Origin of the sequence: Legionella maioricensis (genome assembly GCF_023618015.1) — a bacterium.
GTDB classification, from domain to species: domain Bacteria; phylum Pseudomonadota; class Gammaproteobacteria; order Legionellales; family Legionellaceae; genus Legionella; species Legionella maioricensis.
On record NZ_JAJKBJ010000019.1, the window covers coordinates 14,431 to 35,614 of the forward strand.

Here is a 21,184-nt window from a genome sequence, read left to right on the forward strand (position 1 = left end):
TGAATACGTTGTATTGTAACAGGAGCAAATCGCTATTACCCTGTTTGAAGTTTGCTATGAGTCATTGTAGTTGCGATATTATTCACGGGGCTCGACCCAACCTACGTTTGTTAAGTAATATAGGTCTTAAACAGATAACAAATGAATCAACATTTATGGTAACTACGTTTAGTGCTGAAATCCAGCAACAGATCAAAGATAGCTTGAATCTGTTACGCGCGGTTTTGGGCGCAGATCTTTTGGGTGTTTATCTTTATGGTTCATCTCTTGTAGGCGGGCTACAAAGATACAGTGACCTTGATTTACTTGTTATAACCAGTCGCGCAACTACCTTGGATGAAAGAGGGCGGCTCGCTACTGCTCTACTTCACATTTCGGGTATTTACATGAAAAGTGTGAAATTGCCTATTGAAATGACCCTTGTTGAAAAGGCCGCAATCAATCCTTGGCATTATCCTCCCCGATTTGATTTTCAATATGGCGATTGGTTGCGAACATCATTTGAACAGGGGGATATTGATCTATGGGCGACTCATGAAATGCCCGATCTGGCACTAATTATTACTCAGGTCTTACTAAAAAGTCATACTTTATTGGGATTAGAACCAAAACAACTATTGCCTCATGTACCCTATGGCGATTTTATAAAAGCGATGGTTGATGATCTAAGCAGACTTACTGCCGATCTGGAGCATGATACTCGAAATGTTCTCCTCACTTATGCTCGAATTTGGAGTACCCTGAGAACCAATGCCATTAGATCGAAACCTGATGCTGCAGATTGGGTCATCCAGCACTTACCTAAAACCCATCAACCCGTAATGCAGCGCGCCAAGTTAATCTGTATTGGTGTAGAAAATGAACATTGGGATGATATTCAATTGCTTATAAAACCTTGTGCCGAGTTCCTGATCGATAAAATTCAGCAAGCCATTTCATTGGTTAACCTCAATGATCCTCATAGTTTTATAAGACTTGCTGAGTAACAACGTTCACCAAACTCAGTAGGTTGAGTCGCGACTCAACCTACTTGTAATTTCACAAAATACTACGGTGTTAAAGCCCGAGAGCACCTTGCCCCAAGAGAGAAGTCTTTGGGGCCGTCAAAGGCCTGACCACCCCCGCCAGGGGTAAAAAATACCTCGTACCATGCATAATGGGTAGGAGTGCCAGAGTACTCAGTCGAGCTAAAATAATATCCTGTATCAACCAAGCCTAAACCAGGAATGGGTGGGTTAGCCACAAACAATTGTTCTTGAATATTTGTACTGCCAGCTGTACACGCTATACCAAACGGCCCTAATTCACAAATGGCGGGTAAATACCAACCGGTATAACACAAGGATGGCGATGAGCAGGATGAAGTACCGGCGGCATTGACAGAAAGCGCGTTACATGAACATGCAGCATTCGGGAGCGAGCAACCTAGTACACTAATAATAGTCGCTGTATTAACACTTCCATTATTTGCCCCTACCGGATTGTTTTCATAAGTTGAACCACCAGGAGAAACGTCAGTTCCATCCCCGCCCCAGTCAGGGAGTCCAGCTGCTGGTGCAGTTGTCCCTGGAACAGTGTCTGTTACAGCGGCTATCTTACCAAGAATACTGTCAGTATTGGGGGTGGTATCATCTACTGAATAGATAAAACCTCCTTGATAAATACATCCATAACTTAAAACCACGACATTAGTCTGAACAGAGGCGGCATTAGTCGCACTAACGGTAACTACACCAGGTGAAGGGACAAGGCCCGTATTGCAATTCGTGGTTGGATTTGCTCCGGGGGTGATCGTAATGGTACACGAATTGCCCGGCGCCAGAGTATTGCCGCAATTGTCGGTAGCCGTTGTGCCTGCTGGCCAGGTTGGGAAGTTAACGGATAGACCTGTTACGGTTTGACTTCCCACATTACTAATAATAATTACCCGAGGAGAGCCCGTTAACTGGGCATTCAAACTTAGATTATTGACCGACAAAGCTAAATTGGACACGCTCACGCTTAAAGTGCTTGCTGCAGGTGCAGCGGTCACGGAGACGGCTAAAGGAGCCGCTTGAGTACTATAAGTTGAGGGGAGCGGCGTTGTTCCCACGATAGGGGCTATGCTATTAATGCCTTTGGTCATGTTGCTGCCATTTAATTGAAGCATTAAACAGCAACTTCCTCCGGGACTTAATCTAAACAAACTGGTACAGACAGGTGAAGCAGTGCTGCAGGCAGATGGTTGTGAAGTAATTTGCCCAACCCCGGCAGGTATACCGCCTGCCAGAGTCAAATTTAAACTACCGGGGACACGGGGATTAAGACTTACCAGATAATTAGCCGCACCCATTTCTCCATTGGCTAAAGTAGTAGTGGCTCCATTTTGCAAGGTCAAGGTAATTGGAGGAATGCCCGCAAAATTTAATGTAGGAAATAGAAATAAAGCAATTAAGAATAGTGTCCGTGCTCTTACAAAATACATTTAGATTCTTCCTTATATAAGTACTGTCAATTGAAAGTGAATTGGATTAGCGCAGAGATGAGAAAGATGAGGTGTTTGGGTAATAACGTGACCAGGAGTCGCGCCTAAAGCAGCTTGTCCTAAATTTGCAAACTGGTAACCGAGGGTAATACATCCCTTTGCTGAGATTCATGAGCTATCCTTACTAAGCTGGCTAATGATATTTAAAATGAATCGTGTACATAAGAACAGTACACTTGAAGATAATATAAAATATTTAATGCATCAATGAAATCAAATTCACTATAACAGTTTGTCAGAATCATCGCTTTAAAGCCGAAGCGATTAGAGAGGTTTATAACTAAAGTTGCGAAGTCTGATCACATTTTATGCTTACTCACATAGCGGGAGTTTCAGGCTTATTTTGAGAGCCGTCATGAATCTGCAGTCCCCCAAATAAACTAAGCGGAGCGGGTTCGCCTCTAATTTCCCACAACAAGCTTTGAGTATGGGTAACTGGCTCCCGTCGGCATGTTTGTCAAAAAATCTCCGCTAATGAGGGCCTGGCTCTAAGACCTGGGTGGGCGGCTATTGTAATTAGCCACGCGTGACCCCCATTCCAAAAGGTTTTTATTGCAGTCATCTTTATCAAGAATCACTTCGATAAAACACAAAGCATCCGTTTTTTGTGCATCGGTAATCGCCGTTAATAACTCCTGATTAGTTTTTACTACATAAGATTTGGCACCGGATTGCTCACCACGAAAGACATTGACCAGCTCGGCATAGCGCCAATTATTGATGACATTATAAGGGCCATCATGAATTTGCACCTCTATGGTATAAGAGGCGTTATTCATCAGGAAGATAATCGGTTTAAATCCGTAGCGAATTAACGTGGAAATTTCTTGTGCCGTCATTTGGAAAGAACCATCGCCGATACAGGCAATCACTCTTTTCTGATCAGCCAAGGCTGCTTGCATTCCTAAAAGTGCTCCAACTGACCAACCAATTGAGCCGTATTGCATTTGAATTTCAAAGGGGCAGCCGTCGGGTAAATGCAAGCGCATGCAGTTAAACCAGGAATCACCTGTTTCTGCCAGGAGGGCAGTTTTTTTATTGAGCATTTTTTGAATTTGGCCAAAGAGATAACGAGTGCTCAAGGGAGCATTCAAATCTTTGGGTTCAAGGTATTGTGGTGCTGAACCAGCAATACGTTGGAAAACCTTATGAGAATTATCATTAAATTTAAGTTTCTCCTGTAAGGCTTTGAGAAAATCGTTCATATAAACATCTGTATAAATAGTGTCGCCAACTCGTACGCAGCCCTCCGCAATAGAAACCGATTTTCGCGGATTAATTCCCCACATGTGACCAACGGTTGTGTAATCATTTTCATTAGGGCCAATCAGTAAATAGGCATCACTTGAATCAATGACCTCAGCACACCCTGGAGAGCTTACCGGCCCCCAATAAATGCCTATATAGTTGGGATGAGTTTCAGAAATAAAGCCTTTTGCATCGGGCATGGCGGCAAGTGGATAGCCCGCCTTGCTAGAAAGTTCCGCGATTGCTGTCAAAGCATGACAAGAGCGTGCTTTAGAGCCGAGAATCAAGCTGGGTTTATTCGCTGCATTCAGTTTTTCTGCCGCATCGGCTACTGCTGCAGCTAATGAAGAGCTGTCGCTAACCTTTGACGCGTTAAAGGCTCTCTTTGTTGGTTTAGAACAAGGAGCATTGGCAATATTGCAGGCAATTTCAAGATACACCGGTTTTTGCTTGGCTATGGCTAATGCAATCGCGCCATCTATTTGGTGTGGGGCATTTTCAGGCTTGCGAATGGTAATGGCTGCTGCCGTCACGCGTGCATACACATCACGAGCAAAACCATGATCTTCATTCCCTAAAGTATGATGCAAAATCTCTGCGTCCTGAATTGAGTTTGTATTCGGTCCGCCTGAAATCACCAGGACAGGTAAATTCTCCGCATAAGCACCAGCAATGGCGTTAACCGCACTTAACCCTCCGACGCTATAAGTCACAAATAAAGCTGAAATACCATGAATACGAGCATAGCCATCTGCTGCATAACCTGCATTCAATTCATTACAGCAATTAATCATTTGTAATTTGTTATTCTTTAAAATTTCATCAAGGAGAACCAGATTATAATCTCCGGGGATGGCAAAATAGTCTTTGATGGCAAGCTCTTCCAATCGTTGTGCCAGGTACGTTCCAATTGTAAACATAGATTTCTCCTTGACCTATTCAATAGATATTATAGACACATATCCCATCAGTTACCCACGCCTATATAATAAATTTTTATCCCTATGAAATTTAAATAATAATTACCATTTTGCTAAGCCAGATACTTAGCAAAATTCATCAGTAATAGTAGCCTTGATGAAGCATCGCGCAATCAAGGTTTTCCCCCAGGAAATTGGCACGGCATAGAAACATAGATTAAGATAGGGCTACCTGTAGCGTAACCTTCTGGATAAAAATGATCTCAATGTTTGCAATTCCCAATTGTGATACTGTAAAAAAAGCGCGCAACTTCTTAGAGAAAAATAAAATTGATTATGAGTTTATCGATTTCAAAAAATCTCCACCAACTAAAGCACAAATAAAAGCATGGAGTGAGTTCGCAGGCGAACTTCCCATTAACAAAAAAGGAATGACTTATCGCAAATACAAAGATCATTACGAAGCCTTGAGTATGGCGGAAAAAATAGACTTTATTATTGCCAATACCTCTCTGATCAAGAGGCCCGTTTTGGTAGAAAATGGCAAAACAATCGCCTTAGGTTTTGACGAAGAACAGTATAAAGAACGCCTGGAAGTTAATTAACCAAAACCTCTCGTTATTAGAATCCAGTATAAGTTACTTGAGGTGTAAGTGTTGGTTCCACCGTCCTCGACTGGTTAGCGGTTCAAAGTAACTCTCTATGCTTATTTCTTCTCCGGTATAGAGCTCCAGGGAATGTTCTATATCGGGGTTATAGACTTTAGGAAAATCTATGCCGGTATTCAGGTAACGTACGACTGGACATGTGATAAAAAATTTAGTGTACATGGTTTTACAGAACAAGCATGATAAATGAGCTGAGAGCTTAGACGCTTGTTAGATAAAGGAGTGCGCCATGCCCAAAATGTTTAAATCCAAGGATGCAGACTCGATTTCCTATTTTAAAATGTACAGTACTTTTAAAAATCAGACTATAAAAGACTGCGTTGCATTTATTTTAATGCCCAGTTCACAGCAAAGACACCGAGTATCTCTACAGTCCCTGCAATTTGATTTTAATGAGTGCGGTAAAATTCTTATGATTAGTTTTATCTACACCGGCCATGAGTTGGACATTCAGAAAAAGGTTGATGAAACAATGAATGGTATCGCGGTGCTGAGGCGGCGTTATGGACTGGGAGAGGCGTCAGGGGTTTTTAGAGAAAACAATACGCTTAAATTGGGATTAATTGACAGTGATCCCTTGTCTTATATGGCAGATAATATTGATTTTATAAAGAATACTTATCATATAAAAGCAGATTTTGCCCAGGATATAAAATCACAACTCACAAATCAGGTATACTTGGCGCAAGAATTTATTCGTTTGCGGGGTAAGGTTCCGGAAAAAACTCCAGGAAAAGCTGCTGAGCAAGAAACGGTTTGCTTGATCATGTAGGATTCGGAGCCTTTGTCCATAATAACTGGTTGTTTTTTCATGAAATAGTCTTCACGGTATGAGGACTTAAAAAAACAGCTATTTTGGTTTTTTATAATAAGTTCCATTGGCATAGACGTTATGACCAAAACCACAATCAGCATCAGAGCCTTCTTGTGTGACAGACAGCACGCCGGGCTTGATGAAGGTAATGGTGATGGTGCATTGGCCATACTCGGAAGAGGAATATACAGCTGTATCCCCTTTAATGTTGGCTACCGCGGATAATTCACCTGTATTCGCTTGAAGCTCCCCATTGACCACATAAGGATATATCAAGTTAAAGGAAATATTAATTTTTCCTCCACCCAGAGCATGGATAGTCAGAGTATTGGAAATATCATTATGGGGCTTGGGAAATGGCATAATGAAGGTACCATTTACTTCTTCTTTAGAAACACTGTCTCTGTGAGGTTCACTAAAGCCCAAAGCGGAGTACACCATTAGGAGATTGAGTAAGATACTTTTTCTAATCCAGTTGTTCATCGCAGCCGAAATTAATGTTTTTGTTTTACTACGCTATCATAAATAAATAGGCAAATCTAATCTCTCGATTACTCTAAGTATCCTTTGTTCGTGGATGAGTGTCACAATAAAGCATGGTACTTCCAATTACTGCCGCAGGCATGATAAATATATTTAACAAAGGAATGAAGCTGGCTAAGTTGATCAAGGAGCCAAAGCCTAAGGAGCGCATTTTATTGGCTTTTACAATCTGTTGCATTTCATAAAAGCTGACTAAATTATTATCCAAGGGTAAATCCTGAAACTGCATACTTAACATCCAGGCGGTAAAAAAAAACCAAATAAAAGGAAATACAGGCTGGATAAAAGGGATGAAAAACAAGAGACACATTCCTAAAAAACGCGGCACAAAATAGTACAGAAATTTTCCTTGGCGTTTAAATGAGCGAATTACCATTAATGTAAAAGGTACTGGCGGAATAGAATCTCCATACAATAATTTTTGAGCCTTTTCTGCTAATAACCCATTAAAAGGAGAAGCAATGACATTGAACATGACCGTGAACATTGCTAAAAAAAGTAAGATGAATACCATGATAAAAATTACTAGCACAATGTTATTCAAAAAACTTAACCATGAAGGCAGCTTATCCACGTAATGAGAAGCATAGGGCATCAAATAATGATAACCAAGATAAAACACGCCGGTAAATAACAGGCAATTAAACGCTACAGGCATAATAATAAAACGCTTTAAACCTGGAGTTAACAGGCTCTTGTATCCTTGTACAAAATAGGTGACGCCCTTAAAAAAATTAAGCATGTTCACTCGCTTTTTCATTTATTATTGAATTATTTGAGCTTTTTTATAAATTACCAAGTATGGCTCGTATTGTTTGCAGCCGGGAATTCGCTGAGTGAAGAAGCAAGCAATTCCTGGGCTTTAATAATCGGTTGGCTATATTGGGCCATTGGGTAGCGCAAACTTAAATGGTTCATGGTTTCTATTAACTCCATTAACAACTCCCGCCGCTTGAGCATGGATGATTTTTGTTGTTCGTCATTTAAACCTTGGGGAAGAGAGTTGCAGAACTGATGTAATGGAGTATTTTTAAACGCCGCCTCTTCGTTAACAGAATCAGCCAATTGCTGATACCAATCTTCCTTATTCAGTATAAAGGCACTAAAAAATTGTTTAATCACTTGTTGCAGATCAATACGATTAACTGACAACTCGGATGATGGCGTTGCAGGCAGATAGGTATATCGACTTAAAAGATTATAGTATTCATGATGCAGTTTTTTAAAAGAGGCAGATTGAACCAATGCATTGATAAAAGCATAATCATCATTATAAGGGGAATGGCCATGCTTTCTCTCTTCATGAAGCTTTGTCAATGCCTTAATTGCAATTTCATTACGGTCTTGGCGATCAAATTGGCAGCATTGGCGGACTGAAGAAACATATTTGCAGGAAACTTTATACAGTCGAGGGATGAACGCTTCTTGTTCAACCTCTAATTTTACACCCAATTTTAGCGCCGCTTGATCAAGGTAAACCTTGATTACTGGGTCACCCATCAGGTAACGATGGGCAAGATGTGCAGCAGTCATCATGGCACTGCGTCCAACTCCAGAGTAACAATGAATATGAATGGGCTTTTTCTCGTCGGCAAACGCTGACATCAGATGAAGTGCATCACAAATTTGGTCTAAATTACCGGTTTTTGCAGTAACGTCTTCCATGGCCACTACATGATATTTGATGTTCTTTGAATTAGGCTCTAGCAATAAGGTTGACTCTGCTAATTCACCAAGATCAACACAGGATACCACTAACCCCGCATCTTGAGTTTCAGCAAGTTTTATATTGGGAGCAAACGGTAATTGGCGTGGTAAATTTCCCAAATAAACGAGTTTCGGAATAATTGGACTCAATTCATCTCGATTACCTCCTCCAAACATAGCAAATCCGAACGAATTGTTACGTCTTCTCAATTGAGGAAATAAGAAAAAATAACGACTAAATTCCTTTTCTAATTTTTCTTGCACGTTTATCCCTATGATTTTTTGTCGGACGAATTATAAAGCAATTGAGCAGGATAGTTAATATTTTTATATTATAATAAGAACCGTAGTCCGGCTGCTTGCAGCCGGAAATCGAAATAGGGGTTAGTAGAACTCCGGGAGGTCATTACCTCTTTTGAATTGTGGGTTGGTTATGGCATTTGCCCTAATCCCCCACGGTTTTTAACTTGGACGAGGTGACATACCAGAATTCATCGAGAAATCAGCCAGTAATGTTACAATATAGGCAATCGCTAACATACTGACGCTGATAACCGCCAGTGAGTAACAGGATGTTGTGGGTTTATCGGCATGCCTTGCGGCTAAGTCATAGGTGGGGTGATTCGTATGCATCTCACATAAGTCATCATAGAGGCTTGTCATAATGGCATAAACGGATTTCCCTTGCTTAAGGATCTCTTCGTATTCGTCACTATCCAGAGCTATCTCATCCATTTTATTCATCATATCCTGATACACGGCGAATGACGAACCTTTTCCTCCCTGTAAAAACGTGGCTGCAGATGAAAAATCATACTGGTGAGTTGATATTTGATAATCAGTAACACTATTACTGGGCTCAATAAATTTCGAACGGATAATATTTCCACCATGCATGAAACCGGCAACATGAACCAAAAAATGGCCGAGCAAGACTTTGGGAGTGAATTGTTCTATATCTTTGAGATAACGTTTCGTTGTTGGTGCTATTTCGCTCTCTTTAATTTGATCCGGATTAATGCCTAATTGTTGTAAATCTTTTTGAATGCCTGGGGTACGCCATAAGTGTTCAATATAAGATAAAGCAAAAAATGCATTAATTTCTGATTTCTCGGAGTCTAATTTTTGCAATTGAGTTTCTATGGCTTTGATGATCAAAAAGTGTTGAATCAATCGAGCGACATACAAGTCTTTGGGGATTTGTTTATTTTTGAAAAGAAAATCTTTTTTAAATCGGTGATGTTCTGCTTGTTCATGTTCGTCAGTAAGTTTGCCTACTTGTCCTTCTTTATATGTGGCATTTAATAGGGCACTTCTATAAGAAAACATGAGGTATGACTCCTGGTTAGTAAAACTCACTAATATGACCTTCGATAAAAATCGCTGATCAAGTTTAATTAATTATTGCGCATCATATAATAGCTAAAATTGGCTTGCTACTCATATCCGTCAAATTAAGAATTATAGGCAGCCACGCCAAAACGTCATCCACAGCGAAGCGACGGATCTCCAAAATGTGGCTCATGTCTATTTCAGAAGATCCTTCGTTGCAAACTTCTCGAGATGACCCAAAGCGCTTAAGTCAATGACTGGGTTCCTCAGCCCTAAAGGTATCTGGCAATAGACCATCTATAAATTTTGCAGAAATTATTACCCCCTTTCTGTTAAAAACATTTAATATGGCAGCGGCATAAGGACTTTTATTATTTATAGGGATTGGCATGAGGTATCGAGGAGCTGTGAGGGGGATTATAAAAACACAACATATTCTCTTGTTGGGGCTACTATTTCCATTAATTCTTCATGCATCTTTTATCGAATCAACTCTAGGGACAGCCGTCGTAAATGACGCAACAGCAGCCTATTATAATCCAGCGGCCTTAACTCTTTTATCAAATGCTCAAGCAATAGCCTTAGGCTCAATTGCCACTTCTCATACCCGTTTTACGGGTAAAGCGATACAAACAGCAACGGGCTTTACACAGATGGGTAGTGCGCCTGACCAAACGCATTATTATTTACCCTCCCTTTATTTAGGCGCGCCAACCACGGATAAAATGACATTGGGGTTGGCTGTTGTTTCCAATTTTTTTAACCGGAATATCGAGGAAAACTCCATTCTGCGATACGCCCAATCCAGCAACAGTATTCATGATATTGATTTAGTTCCCGCCTTAGGGTTTAAGATAAATGATCATTTTTCATTAGGTGCAGGAATATCCCTTTCCCAAGTTAATTTTCTTTTAGAACCCATTTCTGGATTCCCAAGTTTGAATATCCCCGATGCTGAGAGTCATAATGAGGCTAATGCCAGTGGTTTCGGGGGCGATATTGGTTTTTTACTCAAGCCAAGTCGTGCAACACTCATTGGATTTAATTACCGGAGCTCCGTTACATATCGCTTCAAGGGACAAAGTATTTTTGAAGATAATTCGCCAGTCATTTCCAATAATTATTCCTTTACTTTTTGGACTCCTGCACGGAGCGTGCTTTCGATAAACCATTTTGTAACATCCTCCTTAGGGTTTATCGCTACTGTTCAACATATTCAATGGAGCATTTTTAATGAAATAAAAATTCATGGGGTAGCAACAAAAATAGGTGCCCAGCCAATGATTTTGAATGCGGATGTTCCTTATCATTTGCGTGACAGCTGGCTTTTTACAGTGGGCAGCCATTATCGTTTATCTCCAAAATGGATAATCAGAGTTGCGGGTAATTACAATCAAACTCCCGGAAATGGTTATTATCAGATTTCCAGCGGCGATGGTATTATTCTGGGTGCCTCAATGAGTTATCAACTCTACAAAAATATTCTTATTGACGGCAGCTTCGCCCATGCTTTTATTCAAAATCAAACTATAAACATCAGGGGCGTCAGGAACCTCGTTAGTGGTGAAAATAGAGCCTTTCGAGACGCGTTTTCTTTAAAAATGACGTTCAATTTTTGAGAAAAAAGCAGGGGGCCCGGAGGGGCGCAATTTCTTGTTCTCGGGTCAATCCTTCTCCCAGAGCCAAAGTGCTGAACTATTTAGCAATTGAATCTTTAAATCGCCTATTTCTTTGTGCTATATTTGATTTTTCACACTTTTTTTGAGGCTACATGATGAAAAAGATTGCAATTGCGGTGGTTTGTTTGGCGTTACTTCCGATGATTTCGTTCGCGAATAATTCTGATTTGGGTAAAATTAATTATAAGAAAACGTTCTGTAACAATCAGGACTATTTAGGAAATGATGGAGCAAAACGACCTCACTTGCATTGCGGCTCGTCATTTATGTCTTATAAAAAAAACAATGGTGACCATTCGAATATTACTGAAGTAGGAGATTGCCTCCGAACAAATGCAGTTTTTGATCACATCAAATCGAATAGACAGGCATTTGCAAATTATCAGGCAATTTATAATGCACTGGTATCATATCATCAGGCTGGTTGCCCAAATCAATAATCATCAAGCGAGATGATTCTGTCGAAGACTTGCTGGTTGAACCCTCAGCCCGACATTGGCTTATTTATTAGACATTATTAAAATTAAAGCGCCGTCATAAAGACGGCGTTTTTAAATTGTTTTATTAGTGAGTTAACAAGGTTCGCTATCCAGTATAAGCAGGTAAGTCTGTTATCATAAGATGGGGCCATGGTCATAAATTCCAATCAATGGGGGTACGGCCATTTGCTTTTAAAAAGTCGTTCGTTTTGGAAAAGTGGCGGCAACCAAAAAAGCCTTGGTGCACCGAAAAAGGAGACGGATGCGCTGCGGTTAATACCAGATGTTTGTTTTCACTAATCAAAACATTTTTATTTTTCGCATGAGCTCCCCACAATAAAAATACCAGCGGTTGGGAATGATGATTTAATTTCCGAATCACATTATCCGTAAAAGTAGTCCAACCTATTTTAGAGTGAGACTGCGGCTTGTTCTGTTCAACACTTAACGATGTATTCAGCAACAAAACTCCCTGATTTGCCCATTTTTTTAAACATCCGTGCATAGGTATGGACACATTCAAATCATTTTTCAACTCCTGAAAAATATTTTTCAAAGAGGGGGGCGGCTTAACACCCGGTTTTACGGAAAAAGAAAGGCCATGAGCCTGCCCGGGGCCGTGGTAGGGATCTTGTCCCAAAATAACCACTTTAACTTGCTCATAAGGTGTTTCTTTAAACGCATTGAATAGTTCATTTTGAGCAGGATAAATGATTTTACCCGCGTTTTTTTCCTCGGCTAGAAATTGCAGAATGGATGTGAAGTAGGGCTGTGATTTCTCATCGCCTAAAATATCAGCCCAGGTAGTAACAGAATCCGGCATGGCGAGCTCGCAGTTTATTAGGAATAAGATCCTAACACAGCTTAGAAATGAAATAAATTGACCCGGGAAGTAAGGCTAGGCTCTATGGAAGTTAGTATTCCTTATAATATTGAGTGGGGATAATCAAATTCATTTGTATTAAATTGGGGCGGTTGATCCTTCATCTTTTAAGAATGCAAGGTCGAGAGACTAATGGTCAACAGTCCTTAACATCGTTGAGTTAAAAAAAAATTAATTTATCGATTAATTAACTATAAAATTTAAGAAAATAAATCAATAATGGTGCTTAAGAAATTGATGATATTGAATTTATGCTGAAATAGGTTCCATCAATAAGGATAGCAAAGTAATATGCCCGAATGTATGACGGCTTTTTACTAAAAATAATTAATAATAAAGAATGGATTTAAATACTTTATGAACATATCATTCCTGCACTATGCCAACAGGTTAGGGATAAAGAGTTTCTTAGCCTGTGGGATTATTGGTTTTGTGTTTTCTATGGGGTGCTTTGCTGCCAATAGCGATGCTGAACTTGCTAAAAAAATTGCTGCCATTGAAAAAAAATCAAACTCTATAATGGGCATTACGGCCATTTATATAGAGAAAAATAAGACGGTGGCTCATAATAGTGATAAGCGTTTTTTTATGGCAAGTACCATTAAATTGCCAATTGCCTTAGCTTTTTTGCATCGTGTGGATGAAAAAAAAGACTCATTAAGCCGGGTGATCAAACTCGATTTACATAATTCTGTTCCTGGTTCTGGAGCCTTATATCATTTATTTGAGAAAAGAAAGCTCAGCATGTCTTTGCAACAAATACTCAAGCATATGCTCAGTAATAGTGATAACAGTGCAAGCGATACTATATTACATGCAGTTAACGGTCCTGAGTATGTGACAAAACGCATGTATGCCCTGGGCTTCAAAAATATCTTAATCAATCGTTCCATCCTTGAAATGTTCCTGGATACCAATCATGTGGATCATTCCTTTTTGAAAAAGCCTCGTCCGGTATTTTCCTGGCAAAAAAAATTTAACAGTATTCCTCTGGAGCAAAAGAAATTGGCTTGGCAGCGTTTTGAAAATGACGTTCGTGATACAACGACACCTTCAGATATGGCCAAACTGTTAGTAAAAATATATAAAAATCAGGCGCTTTCAGAATCCAGTACCAAAGTTCTGATGAAGATTATGGAGCAATGCCGAACGGGTAGAAGCAGAATCAGAGGATTACTCCCTGCCAATGTAAAAGTGGCCCATAAAACAGGGACATGGGCGATATATGAACAAGACTATTTAAGATATGTAGGTTCTAAAAAGCTCTATCGCTTTGCCAGTGATGTCGGAATTATCACCTTGCCTCATAATAAAGGACATATTGCGATTGCTATCTATGTTAAATCTCAAGCGGCCAGCGATTATTCGCGCAGTCATGCTATAGCATTAGCCAGTCGAGCTATTTACGATCATTTTATGAGACAGTGAATGACTAGAGCATTCTAACTCTCCCAGTGACATAGGCGTCATACCACTCCCAAATAACGTGTCAAGTGTCTGTTGCTTGGCACCGAAAGCCTGGATTATGCTGCGCTAATCTAGGCTACAAAAGCTTAATTTAATGGCAATGAGCCGTCAATCTAAGGACATTTTTCTTGTTATAAGCCTTTCACGTAAAAAAACACATATCACATAAAAATACCCTATTTTTGCTGATGCAGGCTTTCAACGCCTTTTATTTGCGCAGAAGCCCTTTTTTTGCGCAAACTGCCTCTGTATAATCTACTCTATAGTGTTCTGTATTTGATGATGCAGATCTTCTAATGGACCAGCATCTATAAGCTCGGTAATGAGTAATTCGTAGTTCTGGAAAAGTAATTATAGCGAGTAACTAGGGGCTAAAAATAATGAAGCAGTACATCTGGTTTCATCCTCTCTATATCAGTGAAACACCTGAACCTGTCATTATCGGACAAATGAATAATGCGAAAAAACACAATTACATCATTTTGCAAGAAAAAGAACTTGAGCAAGTTGGTGCCACGGATCATTTAACTATTACCGGCCATTCAACGTCACCGAAGCCGAACGAGGGAGATGACCAGGGTTTATATATTCAAGGAGAAACTGCTGAGCAATGTGTGGCGAGGTTGGTAACATCAGGTCTTAGTTTCGCTCCTAAGATATTATCGATAGAGTCCTGCAAGGCCGCTGTGGACGATGGTATCGCCCGCAAGCTGTCTCTCCATCCGTTTTTTAAAAATAGCCTCATTGAAGCTAATCCAGGAGGTATTGGTAGAAATCCCGGTTATCTTAGCTGGAATGGAATGACTGTTGATAGTTTTGGTCGAGTGGTACTGCGGGAAAAAATAAATCCTTGGCTTTTTTTGCTGCGAGGAACTGTTGTTGCAGAACGTCGTCATGCAAGCTACAAACTACAGGATATTATACAAACAATAATGCCCCCGGATTTTCATGAGCTTTTCTTCTCTTATTATAACTCAGGTATTTTCGGGGGCCGGGTGGGCCGATATTGTTTCTTTACTGGAAATAAAATCACTTTGGAGCGAGCCTTGATTTTGGCTAATGAAAAGCCGGAGTCTTCTACTGCTAAAGCATTAGATTCCTTGTCTGAAAGAATATCATTAGATTAATCCCGTCTTTGCGAGCGTAGCAATCCAGGCCGAGTCTTGCTTGAAAATCGTATTGGATTGTTTCGCTAAGTCGGTTAATTTAGAGTTTATTCTTCTATTACATCTTCCTCATTGGATAAAAACTTATCCTGATGATCGATAACAAAACCAGCAAAAATGCGGACGATGCGATCATCAATTTTTTCTGGATAATGAACGGAAACACTCCAGGTATTATCGCTAAAGTTTCGATTCAGTTCAGCAATGGGGTGAGGATTGGTGCTTGATGCCAAAATAACAAATCGGCTGAAATCCGGGTTAGCATAGGCAACACCAATTTGAGTTGCTTTTCCGGCTTCATCATATTCGTAAATGTTAAATTTTGCTGATTCAAAGGTGGCTAAATCACCATCAATCAAACCGATTTGCACGCCACGAGTATCGTAGATATCAATGTCTTTAGCCCAATGATACACAGAGCCTAGAGAAATGATTCGAGTAATCCCCGTTGCTTGCCATCCATCTTTATTGGATAAATCATAGTTGGTACGAATACGAAAGGCACTTTTTTTTACTGAACCGGGATAAGTTTCTTTTAGCGGTGAGTTAATCTGATAGACCTCAGAAAATTTATAAACGTCTTTGGTGATCAAAAAATCATAAGGATGATCTTCATGAACGCCATAGCTATCTGCAATAGCCAAGGGGGATAATATTGTAAATAGAACAAATAACCATGAACCTACCACTTTCCGCATGTTACACTCCCTAATCAATTTAATAATGGTTCAGCAAGACATCTGTGCAGTTATAAAAAGTTAAAAGCAGAGAATAAAATCTAAAATAATCAATATTCTCCGCGTACCTTATTTCAGGCAAAAGTATAATAAATCAAATTTATTAAGGGATTATTAAGTAGCGGCGTTTTATCATGCTATGATAAATCGTTGAGGCGTACCTATTAATTTTAATCTACTTCTTTAATATGAAAATTATTACATCTATTGCATTTTTTATAAGTATCTTTTTTATAAATACCTCGGGCCATGCCTTTTCTTGTTATGATCCGCAGGTAATTCATCAAAAACCCATTCAATTTAATAAGGAACGCATTGCTTTAACGCGTGACTACCAATTAACCCATTATGGTATCGATTCTAAATCGATTGAAATTGAGCCTAAAATGATTGTGGTGCATTGGACCTGCATACCCAGGCTCGATGTTACTTTTCGCATCTTTGATTCGCCAGCCTTACCGAAAAACTCTCCGCGGCGAAGTGAAATACCTGGAGATTTAAATGTTTCAAGTCATTTTTTAGTTGACCGAGATGGAAGTATCTATCAGCTCATGCCAGAAACCTGGATGGCAAGGCATGTCATTGGCCTTAATCATTATGCAATTGGTATTGAGAATATTGGTGGAGTTGATGGAAAGGATGATTTAACTGAAAAACAAGCTAGAGCCAATGCCTATCTTGTATGCTATTTGAAGAAAAAATATCCCACAATAAAACATGTTATTGGGCATAATGAGTATTTACGGTATAAAAAAACCTCTTTGTGGCTCGAGAAAGATCCCGCTTATCAGACCGATAAAACAGATCCTGGACCACTATTTGTCAGCAAAGTAAAAAAATTAATTGCCAAATCCTAGGTCAAAAATAGCGCTTGCTTTGTGTTTAATGAAGGAATTTAATAGTTGAGTTTATTTTTTTAGAGTCACAACGAGACTGGATTGAATGTAACTTCGTCATTTACTCGTGGCATAGGAAATCCCATGAAAAATACAACTTTAGCCCGGAAGCTGTTTTGTTTTATTACTGCATTGTTTGTTGCAGCCTTTGCAAAGGCAGGTTCTCCGCTGTTTACTTTAACTCCTCTTACCCCTAAAGCAATTCAGGTATCTGTTCTAGGGACTGCATCGGTTCAGTATCGCGTCGAAAATCAGTCCTCCAAGTCTCATACTGTCGTGATGACGCCTATTCCTGGCATTACCCAAATAACAAATAATGGAAATTGTCCTAACCCTTTTGTTCTTAATGCCAAACAGGCATGCACCCTGACCTTGGCGGTGAACGGCAACAGCTTAGCGGGTAATGTTCAACGCGGGCCTATAGTATGTCAGCAAACAACAGATGGCAGTCGCGGTCTCTGCTATCAACCCAGTGCCATCAACAGTTTGAATATTACTCTTTCTGCCCCAGTCCAATATTTATATGCAGGTGCTGTCAATGGCAATGTGTATTATTCACTAAATAATGGTTCCACTTGGACTGCTACGCCACAATCACCCGGGGCCGGCAGCCCGGTTAATAGTATTTTTGCTACTAATACCACGTTATATGCCGGCTGTCAGAACGGTAATGTGTACTATTCCTTCAATCAAGGAGGGAGTTGGAATCAGACCAGTTCACCTGATGGCAGTACCGTTAATACGGTCTTTGCTACGAGTGACACTCTTTATGCAGGAACTGCTAATGGCAATGTGATGTATTCCACTAATTGGGGGGCAACCTGGAATGCGACCGGTACCAAACCGGATGGTAGTGCGGTGAATAGTATTTTTGTGGTATCGGCTCAAATGCTTTATGCCGGTACTGCGAATGGGAATGTGGTGTATTCTACCAACGGGGGAGCAACCTGGAATACTACTGTTGCCAAACCAGACACCAGTGCGGTCACGAGCGTTTTTGTTACCAGCACTGCTTTATATATTGGTACGGCAGATGAATACGTCTATACAAACACTTCGCTGACGGGAAGTAATGCATGGACTACCTTTGCACAGTCAGTTTATAGCCTGTATGTTAATTCTACCGGTAATGTTATCGCTGCTGGAACACAGGGCGGTTATGTGTTCTCGTTAATTAATGGAAATGAACTGGGTTTTGTAACCTACAGCTCCATTAATAGTGTCTTTTTATTGATAGCATAAATGCTTTTAGCTGGAAATAACCACATTGGAGGTGTGGCATGATGAAACGATGGTCGGCTGTCCTATTGTCGCTTATTGGGTTTACAACTATTGCTGATGCAAAATCAGTCATGAGTCGAATGGAGCTTCCCAGTCCAGGTGCATCATTAATACAGCAGGCTAAATTTATCGCGCCTATGAACTCTAAGCAAAAAATAAATTTTACGGTTTGGTTGAAATTAAGGAATAAGGAACAATTAGATCAATTAACCAACGATATTTATAATCCGAATAGTGCAAACTACCAAAAATTTTTGACCTATGATGAATTTAATCAGCACTATGCTCCGAGTCAGGAAGTAGAGAATAAAGTATTGCACTATTTCACTGCTCAAAAAATGCGGGCAAAAATCGTCAATCATAGTGTACGCGTTACCGCTACTGTAGCCCAGATTGAGCAAGTCCTTCAAATTAAACTTAATCAATACCGCTATCAAAACAGAACCGTTTATGCCAATGCTACTCCACCTACATTAAGTTTGGATGTGGCACAAGAAGTCGCAGAAATTTCTGGTTTAAGTAATATAGTCCGTTACCTGCCCGCTTTGCGCGCACGACCAACGGGTAACAATTCAAAAGAAGCATTTAAATCGCACGATCTCAATTTTGTTTGGGATTCATTTATTCCATCAGCACAACCGACTACCCGGTCCTTCACTGGTTTCACCGGCCCGTATTTACAAACTGCTTATAATCTTGCCCAGATAGCGCCAATCCAGGGTAATACGATTAATGGGGCAGGGCAGACGCTGGTGATCATCGATGCATGCGGGAGCAATAGTGCAGCGCAAATCACCGCAGATGCCAACTTATATAATGGATCAGCCATTACTCCCCTTAACTTAACTGGAACATCAAGAAATTTTGCCGTAATTAATCCCGATGGGAGTGACTATACAACTTGTGGAACTCCTGGAACAACGGGCTGGGAAAGTGAAATAGCCCTGGATGTTGAAGCCTCTCACACACTAGCCTATGGCGCGAATACTGTTCTGGTTCTAGCGGCAAGTGATACGGCTCCTTTAGATGCTGCAGTTCATGATGTGATTAACACGCTTATCAGTAATAACTACACTATTGCAGGATTTTCCAATGCCTATGTGGTTTCTAATAGCTGGGGTATTTCAGAGCTAAGCGCAGGCCATTCTCCAGCTATGGAAGCAGCTTTGCAAACAGCGGCAGCCTTTGGAATAAGTTTTAATTTTTCTACGGGAGACTGTGGGGATGGCACTTATAATTCCTCATGGCCGTGTTCTGCAGCAGCAGAAGCTTATGTGGAATTTCCAGCCAGCTCTGCCTTTACAACTGCAGTGGGCGGAACCAGTGCTTTTGTAGATAATAATTGGAATTATGCATTTGAAGCTCTGTGGGGCTCCTATTATTCGGGTAATTTTTATGCAGGAACTACCGGCGGTATCAGTAAGTTTTACGGTCCGGTAAGCTGGCAGAGCTCTATTATGAATTTTACTGCAGGTGGCTATAATAACGGCACCGTTGGCTTTTATAATAAGCGTGCTGTGCCGGATATAGCCATGTTAGCCGACCCCTACACCGGACTGACTATTTATGAAGGAGGGCAATCTTTCGTATATGGCGGTACCAGCCTGGCATGTCCTTTGTTTTCTGGGACACTAACCTTACTCAATCAAGAACGGATGCTGTTAAATGGTAATAGACCCCGACCCATTGGTCAGGCTGCTCCTTATCTGTATACCAATAACAGTACCTTACTCAATGCACAAGCACTTCGTCTGATTTCCCCCCCTCACCTTATTATCGAGGGAGCGAGGCGTCCTCCTGCTGGCGCGCCCTTATCGGCATTCAAGATTTATGATACCGCGTATGGCTATGAGCTCACTTTCGGGTGGGATTCATCAATGACTTTAGCTCCGGAAAATCAATTTTGGAATGATGGTGTTGGAGTTGGCTCGCCCTATTTACCTAACTTTATTCCTACTATGGCGACGATGTAACGACAAAAAAATCTATTTTTGAGTTCCTACTGATACTAAATGCCTACGTCCCGACGACTAGCCGCGGGACGTAGGGGGATAAAGCGAAATCATTCAATAACAACTGGGTAAATTCTCAAGATTATCCGTTTCTACGCCATTTTCCATCGTGCAAAGGTATGGCTCAATACCAAGCAATCCTTTTTTATTGATGACCTGCACGTTAATTCGACTTCCGTTGTTGGTAACATAAAAAGAGCATTTTTCATTTTCAATCATAGCAATTACAGTATGGATGGAAATGGTCTTAAGACCTGCACGTGGATCTTTATAGCCGATCTCTGTGATCTCATGATGAATATCTTGCAAAAGGCCAGTAGGTCGTTTTATACATACAATTTCATACGCAGGGGTCATTATTATCCTTAATAGTTCCTTTTGATAGTACCGATTATAATATGTTTTTTTATTATTTCATCATCTTACAATCAACAGACGTCTTACCGGGGGAGAGGTACCAAATTTTTTAAAACACTCCGCTCCTATTGATTTCATCGCGACGCAGGGAAATATGGTATTAACGGAACTGGCGGATATTTGAATAGTAAAAGACTTGCCATTGGTACAGGCAATATTCCAGTAGGCCGCATCATATAAATCCATGCCTTGGAAAAAGGACTCGGTGGGGAGGCATGGTTCGCCAGCCGCATTGATAATATTGCTTAAGATTTGGGTTTTTTGTTGGGGTGTTCTACTTAACAAGATCTCATTGGCAACATTGGCGTAGGTACAAGGAGCAATTGCAGCGATCATCGATACCATAATAGTCATCACATACTTACTCATAATGCATCCTTACGTTGAGTTGCATCGACGCAATATATTTAG

At 40.4% G+C, this 21,184-nt stretch carries 20 protein-coding genes; 10 read left to right on the forward strand and 10 right to left on the reverse strand.

Annotated elements, in window-relative coordinates:
* The first annotated feature begins 155 nt into the window (after positions 1-155).
* Positions 156-986 (forward strand): aminoglycoside adenylyltransferase domain-containing protein, encoded by an 831-nt coding sequence (locus LOX96_RS13515; RefSeq protein ID WP_250423000.1) that lies wholly within the window; start codon positions 156-158, stop codon positions 984-986.
* A gap of 62 nt (positions 987-1,048) precedes the next feature.
* On the opposite strand, the gene LOX96_RS13520 is transcribed toward LOX96_RS13515, so the two are convergent.
* Together LOX96_RS13520 and LOX96_RS13525 are read right to left on the reverse strand one after the other, a co-directional pair.
* A complete protein-coding gene (locus tag LOX96_RS13520) occupies positions 1,049-2,464 on the reverse strand; it encodes a hypothetical protein (protein ID WP_250422998.1) in 1,416 nt (471 codons plus the stop codon).
* Between the two features lie 548 nt (positions 2,465-3,012).
* Positions 3,013-4,692, reverse strand: a complete 1,680-nt coding sequence (locus tag LOX96_RS13525) for an alpha-keto acid decarboxylase family protein (RefSeq protein ID WP_250422996.1) — start codon at positions 4,690-4,692, stop codon at positions 3,013-3,015.
* A gap of 257 nt (positions 4,693-4,949) precedes the next feature.
* Here LOX96_RS13525 and LOX96_RS13530 point away from each other — a divergent pair, with 257 nt between their 5' ends.
* Together LOX96_RS13530 and LOX96_RS13535 are read left to right on the forward strand one after the other, a co-directional pair.
* Positions 4,950-5,297, forward strand: a complete 348-nt coding sequence (locus LOX96_RS13530; RefSeq protein WP_250422993.1) for an arsenate reductase family protein — start codon at positions 4,950-4,952, stop codon at positions 5,295-5,297.
* Positions 5,298-5,589: 292 nt separating this feature from the next.
* Positions 5,590-6,132 (forward strand): hypothetical protein, encoded by a 543-nt coding sequence (locus LOX96_RS13535; protein ID WP_250422991.1) that lies wholly within the window; start codon positions 5,590-5,592, stop codon positions 6,130-6,132.
* Positions 6,133-6,210: 78 nt separating this feature from the next.
* Here LOX96_RS13535 and LOX96_RS13540 read toward each other — a convergent pair whose 3' ends face one another.
* The 4 genes from LOX96_RS13540 to LOX96_RS13555 form a co-directional block, all read right to left on the reverse strand.
* The gene (locus LOX96_RS13540; protein WP_250422989.1) at positions 6,211-6,657 is read right to left on the reverse strand and encodes a hypothetical protein; all 447 of its coding nucleotides are present in this window, start codon (positions 6,655-6,657) and stop codon (positions 6,211-6,213) included.
* A gap of 73 nt (positions 6,658-6,730) precedes the next feature.
* On the reverse strand, positions 6,731-7,459 hold the full coding sequence (gene cysZ / locus LOX96_RS13545) for a sulfate transporter CysZ (RefSeq protein WP_250422987.1): 729 nt from the start codon (positions 7,457-7,459) through the stop codon (positions 6,731-6,733).
* Positions 7,460-7,509: 50 nt separating this feature from the next.
* Positions 7,510-8,688: a protein-tyrosine phosphatase family protein gene (locus LOX96_RS13550; protein ID WP_250422985.1), complete on the reverse strand. Its 1,179-nt coding sequence runs from the start codon at positions 8,686-8,688 to the stop codon at positions 7,510-7,512.
* A 198-nt stretch (positions 8,689-8,886) separates the two neighbouring features.
* Entirely contained in the window at positions 8,887-9,753 is an 867-nt protein-coding gene (locus tag LOX96_RS13555) for a biliverdin-producing heme oxygenase (protein WP_250422983.1), read from the reverse strand.
* Between the two features lie 392 nt (positions 9,754-10,145).
* Here LOX96_RS13555 and LOX96_RS13560 point away from each other — a divergent pair, with 392 nt between their 5' ends.
* Both LOX96_RS13560 and LOX96_RS13565 read left to right on the forward strand, forming a co-directional pair.
* Positions 10,146-11,375, forward strand: a complete 1,230-nt coding sequence (locus tag LOX96_RS13560; RefSeq protein WP_250422981.1) for an OmpP1/FadL family transporter — start codon at positions 10,146-10,148, stop codon at positions 11,373-11,375.
* A 152-nt stretch (positions 11,376-11,527) separates the two neighbouring features.
* Positions 11,528-11,875 carry a hypothetical protein gene (locus tag LOX96_RS13565; protein ID WP_250422980.1) on the forward strand — a complete coding sequence of 116 codons (348 nt, stop codon included), beginning with the start codon at positions 11,528-11,530 and terminating at the stop codon, positions 11,873-11,875.
* A 193-nt stretch (positions 11,876-12,068) separates the two neighbouring features.
* Here the strand turns inward: LOX96_RS13565 and ung are convergent, their stop codons facing one another.
* A complete protein-coding gene (gene ung, locus LOX96_RS13570) occupies positions 12,069-12,737 on the reverse strand; it encodes a uracil-DNA glycosylase (RefSeq protein ID WP_250422978.1) in 669 nt (222 codons plus the stop codon).
* A 417-nt stretch (positions 12,738-13,154) separates the two neighbouring features.
* On the opposite strand from ung, the gene bla reads away from it, so the two are divergent.
* Together bla and LOX96_RS13580 are read left to right on the forward strand one after the other, a co-directional pair.
* Positions 13,155-14,225 (forward strand): class A beta-lactamase, encoded by a 1,071-nt coding sequence (gene bla / locus LOX96_RS13575; protein WP_250422975.1) that lies wholly within the window; start codon positions 13,155-13,157, stop codon positions 14,223-14,225.
* Positions 14,226-14,644: 419 nt separating this feature from the next.
* Complete coding sequence (locus tag LOX96_RS13580; protein ID WP_250422973.1) at positions 14,645-15,391, forward strand: hypothetical protein; 747 nt, start codon at positions 14,645-14,647, stop codon at positions 15,389-15,391.
* A gap of 86 nt (positions 15,392-15,477) precedes the next feature.
* On the opposite strand, the gene LOX96_RS13585 is transcribed toward LOX96_RS13580, so the two are convergent.
* On the reverse strand, positions 15,478-16,128 hold the full coding sequence (locus tag LOX96_RS13585; protein WP_250422970.1) for a hypothetical protein: 651 nt from the start codon (positions 16,126-16,128) through the stop codon (positions 15,478-15,480).
* Between the two features lie 227 nt (positions 16,129-16,355).
* Here LOX96_RS13585 and LOX96_RS13590 point away from each other — a divergent pair, with 227 nt between their 5' ends.
* The 3 genes from LOX96_RS13590 to LOX96_RS13600 all read left to right on the forward strand — a co-directional run bounded on the left by LOX96_RS13590 (position 16,356) and on the right by LOX96_RS13600 (position 20,317).
* On the forward strand, positions 16,356-17,024 hold the full coding sequence (locus tag LOX96_RS13590) for an N-acetylmuramoyl-L-alanine amidase (RefSeq protein WP_250422967.1): 669 nt from the start codon (positions 16,356-16,358) through the stop codon (positions 17,022-17,024).
* A gap of 123 nt (positions 17,025-17,147) precedes the next feature.
* Positions 17,148-18,305 (forward strand): WD40/YVTN/BNR-like repeat-containing protein, encoded by a 1,158-nt coding sequence (locus tag LOX96_RS13595; protein ID WP_250422966.1) that lies wholly within the window; start codon positions 17,148-17,150, stop codon positions 18,303-18,305.
* Between the two features lie 38 nt (positions 18,306-18,343).
* On the forward strand, positions 18,344-20,317 hold the full coding sequence (locus tag LOX96_RS13600; protein WP_250422964.1) for a S53 family peptidase: 1,974 nt from the start codon (positions 18,344-18,346) through the stop codon (positions 20,315-20,317).
* A 93-nt stretch (positions 20,318-20,410) separates the two neighbouring features.
* Here the strand turns inward: LOX96_RS13600 and LOX96_RS13605 are convergent, their stop codons facing one another.
* Positions 20,411-20,713, reverse strand: a complete 303-nt coding sequence (locus LOX96_RS13605; RefSeq protein WP_250422962.1) for a DUF3892 domain-containing protein — start codon at positions 20,711-20,713, stop codon at positions 20,411-20,413.
* 60 nt (positions 20,714-20,773) lie between these two features.
* Positions 20,774-21,142: a hypothetical protein gene (locus tag LOX96_RS13610; protein ID WP_250422959.1), complete on the reverse strand. Its 369-nt coding sequence runs from the start codon at positions 21,140-21,142 to the stop codon at positions 20,774-20,776.
* Positions 21,143-21,184 lie beyond the last annotated feature (42 nt).

What these genes read in the sequence shown, in the direction of transcription:
- LOX96_RS13515 (WP_250423000.1), top strand. Translation starts at nt 156, where the DNA reads ATGGTAACTACGTTTAGTGCTGAAATCCAGCAACAGATCAAAGATAGC.
- LOX96_RS13520 (WP_250422998.1), bottom strand. Translation starts at nt 2,464, where the DNA reads ATGTATTTTGTAAGAGCACGGACACTATTCTTAATTGCTTTATTTCTA.
- LOX96_RS13525 (WP_250422996.1), bottom strand. Translation starts at nt 4,692, where the DNA reads ATGTTTACAATTGGAACGTACCTGGCACAACGATTGGAAGAGCTTGCC.
- LOX96_RS13530 (WP_250422993.1), top strand. Translation starts at nt 4,950, where the DNA reads ATGATCTCAATGTTTGCAATTCCCAATTGTGATACTGTAAAAAAAGCG.
- LOX96_RS13535 (WP_250422991.1), top strand. Translation starts at nt 5,590, where the DNA reads ATGCCCAAAATGTTTAAATCCAAGGATGCAGACTCGATTTCCTATTTT.
- LOX96_RS13540 (WP_250422989.1), bottom strand. Translation starts at nt 6,657, where the DNA reads ATGAACAACTGGATTAGAAAAAGTATCTTACTCAATCTCCTAATGGTG.
- cysZ (WP_250422987.1), bottom strand. Translation starts at nt 7,459, where the DNA reads ATGCTTAATTTTTTTAAGGGCGTCACCTATTTTGTACAAGGATACAAG.
- LOX96_RS13555 (WP_250422983.1), bottom strand. Translation starts at nt 9,753, where the DNA reads ATGTTTTCTTATAGAAGTGCCCTATTAAATGCCACATATAAAGAAGGA.
- LOX96_RS13560 (WP_250422981.1), top strand. Translation starts at nt 10,146, where the DNA reads ATGAGGTATCGAGGAGCTGTGAGGGGGATTATAAAAACACAACATATT.
- LOX96_RS13565 (WP_250422980.1), top strand. Translation starts at nt 11,528, where the DNA reads ATGATGAAAAAGATTGCAATTGCGGTGGTTTGTTTGGCGTTACTTCCG.
- ung (WP_250422978.1), bottom strand. Translation starts at nt 12,737, where the DNA reads ATGCCGGATTCTGTTACTACCTGGGCTGATATTTTAGGCGATGAGAAA.
- bla (WP_250422975.1), top strand. Translation starts at nt 13,155, where the DNA reads ATGAACATATCATTCCTGCACTATGCCAACAGGTTAGGGATAAAGAGT.
- LOX96_RS13580 (WP_250422973.1), top strand. Translation starts at nt 14,645, where the DNA reads ATGAAGCAGTACATCTGGTTTCATCCTCTCTATATCAGTGAAACACCT.
- LOX96_RS13585 (WP_250422970.1), bottom strand. Translation starts at nt 16,128, where the DNA reads ATGCGGAAAGTGGTAGGTTCATGGTTATTTGTTCTATTTACAATATTA.
- LOX96_RS13590 (WP_250422967.1), top strand. Translation starts at nt 16,356, where the DNA reads ATGAAAATTATTACATCTATTGCATTTTTTATAAGTATCTTTTTTATA.
- LOX96_RS13595 (WP_250422966.1), top strand. Translation starts at nt 17,148, where the DNA reads ATGAAAAATACAACTTTAGCCCGGAAGCTGTTTTGTTTTATTACTGCA.
- LOX96_RS13600 (WP_250422964.1), top strand. Translation starts at nt 18,344, where the DNA reads ATGATGAAACGATGGTCGGCTGTCCTATTGTCGCTTATTGGGTTTACA.
- LOX96_RS13605 (WP_250422962.1), bottom strand. Translation starts at nt 20,713, where the DNA reads ATGACCCCTGCGTATGAAATTGTATGTATAAAACGACCTACTGGCCTT.
- LOX96_RS13610 (WP_250422959.1), bottom strand. Translation starts at nt 21,142, where the DNA reads ATGAGTAAGTATGTGATGACTATTATGGTATCGATGATCGCTGCAATT.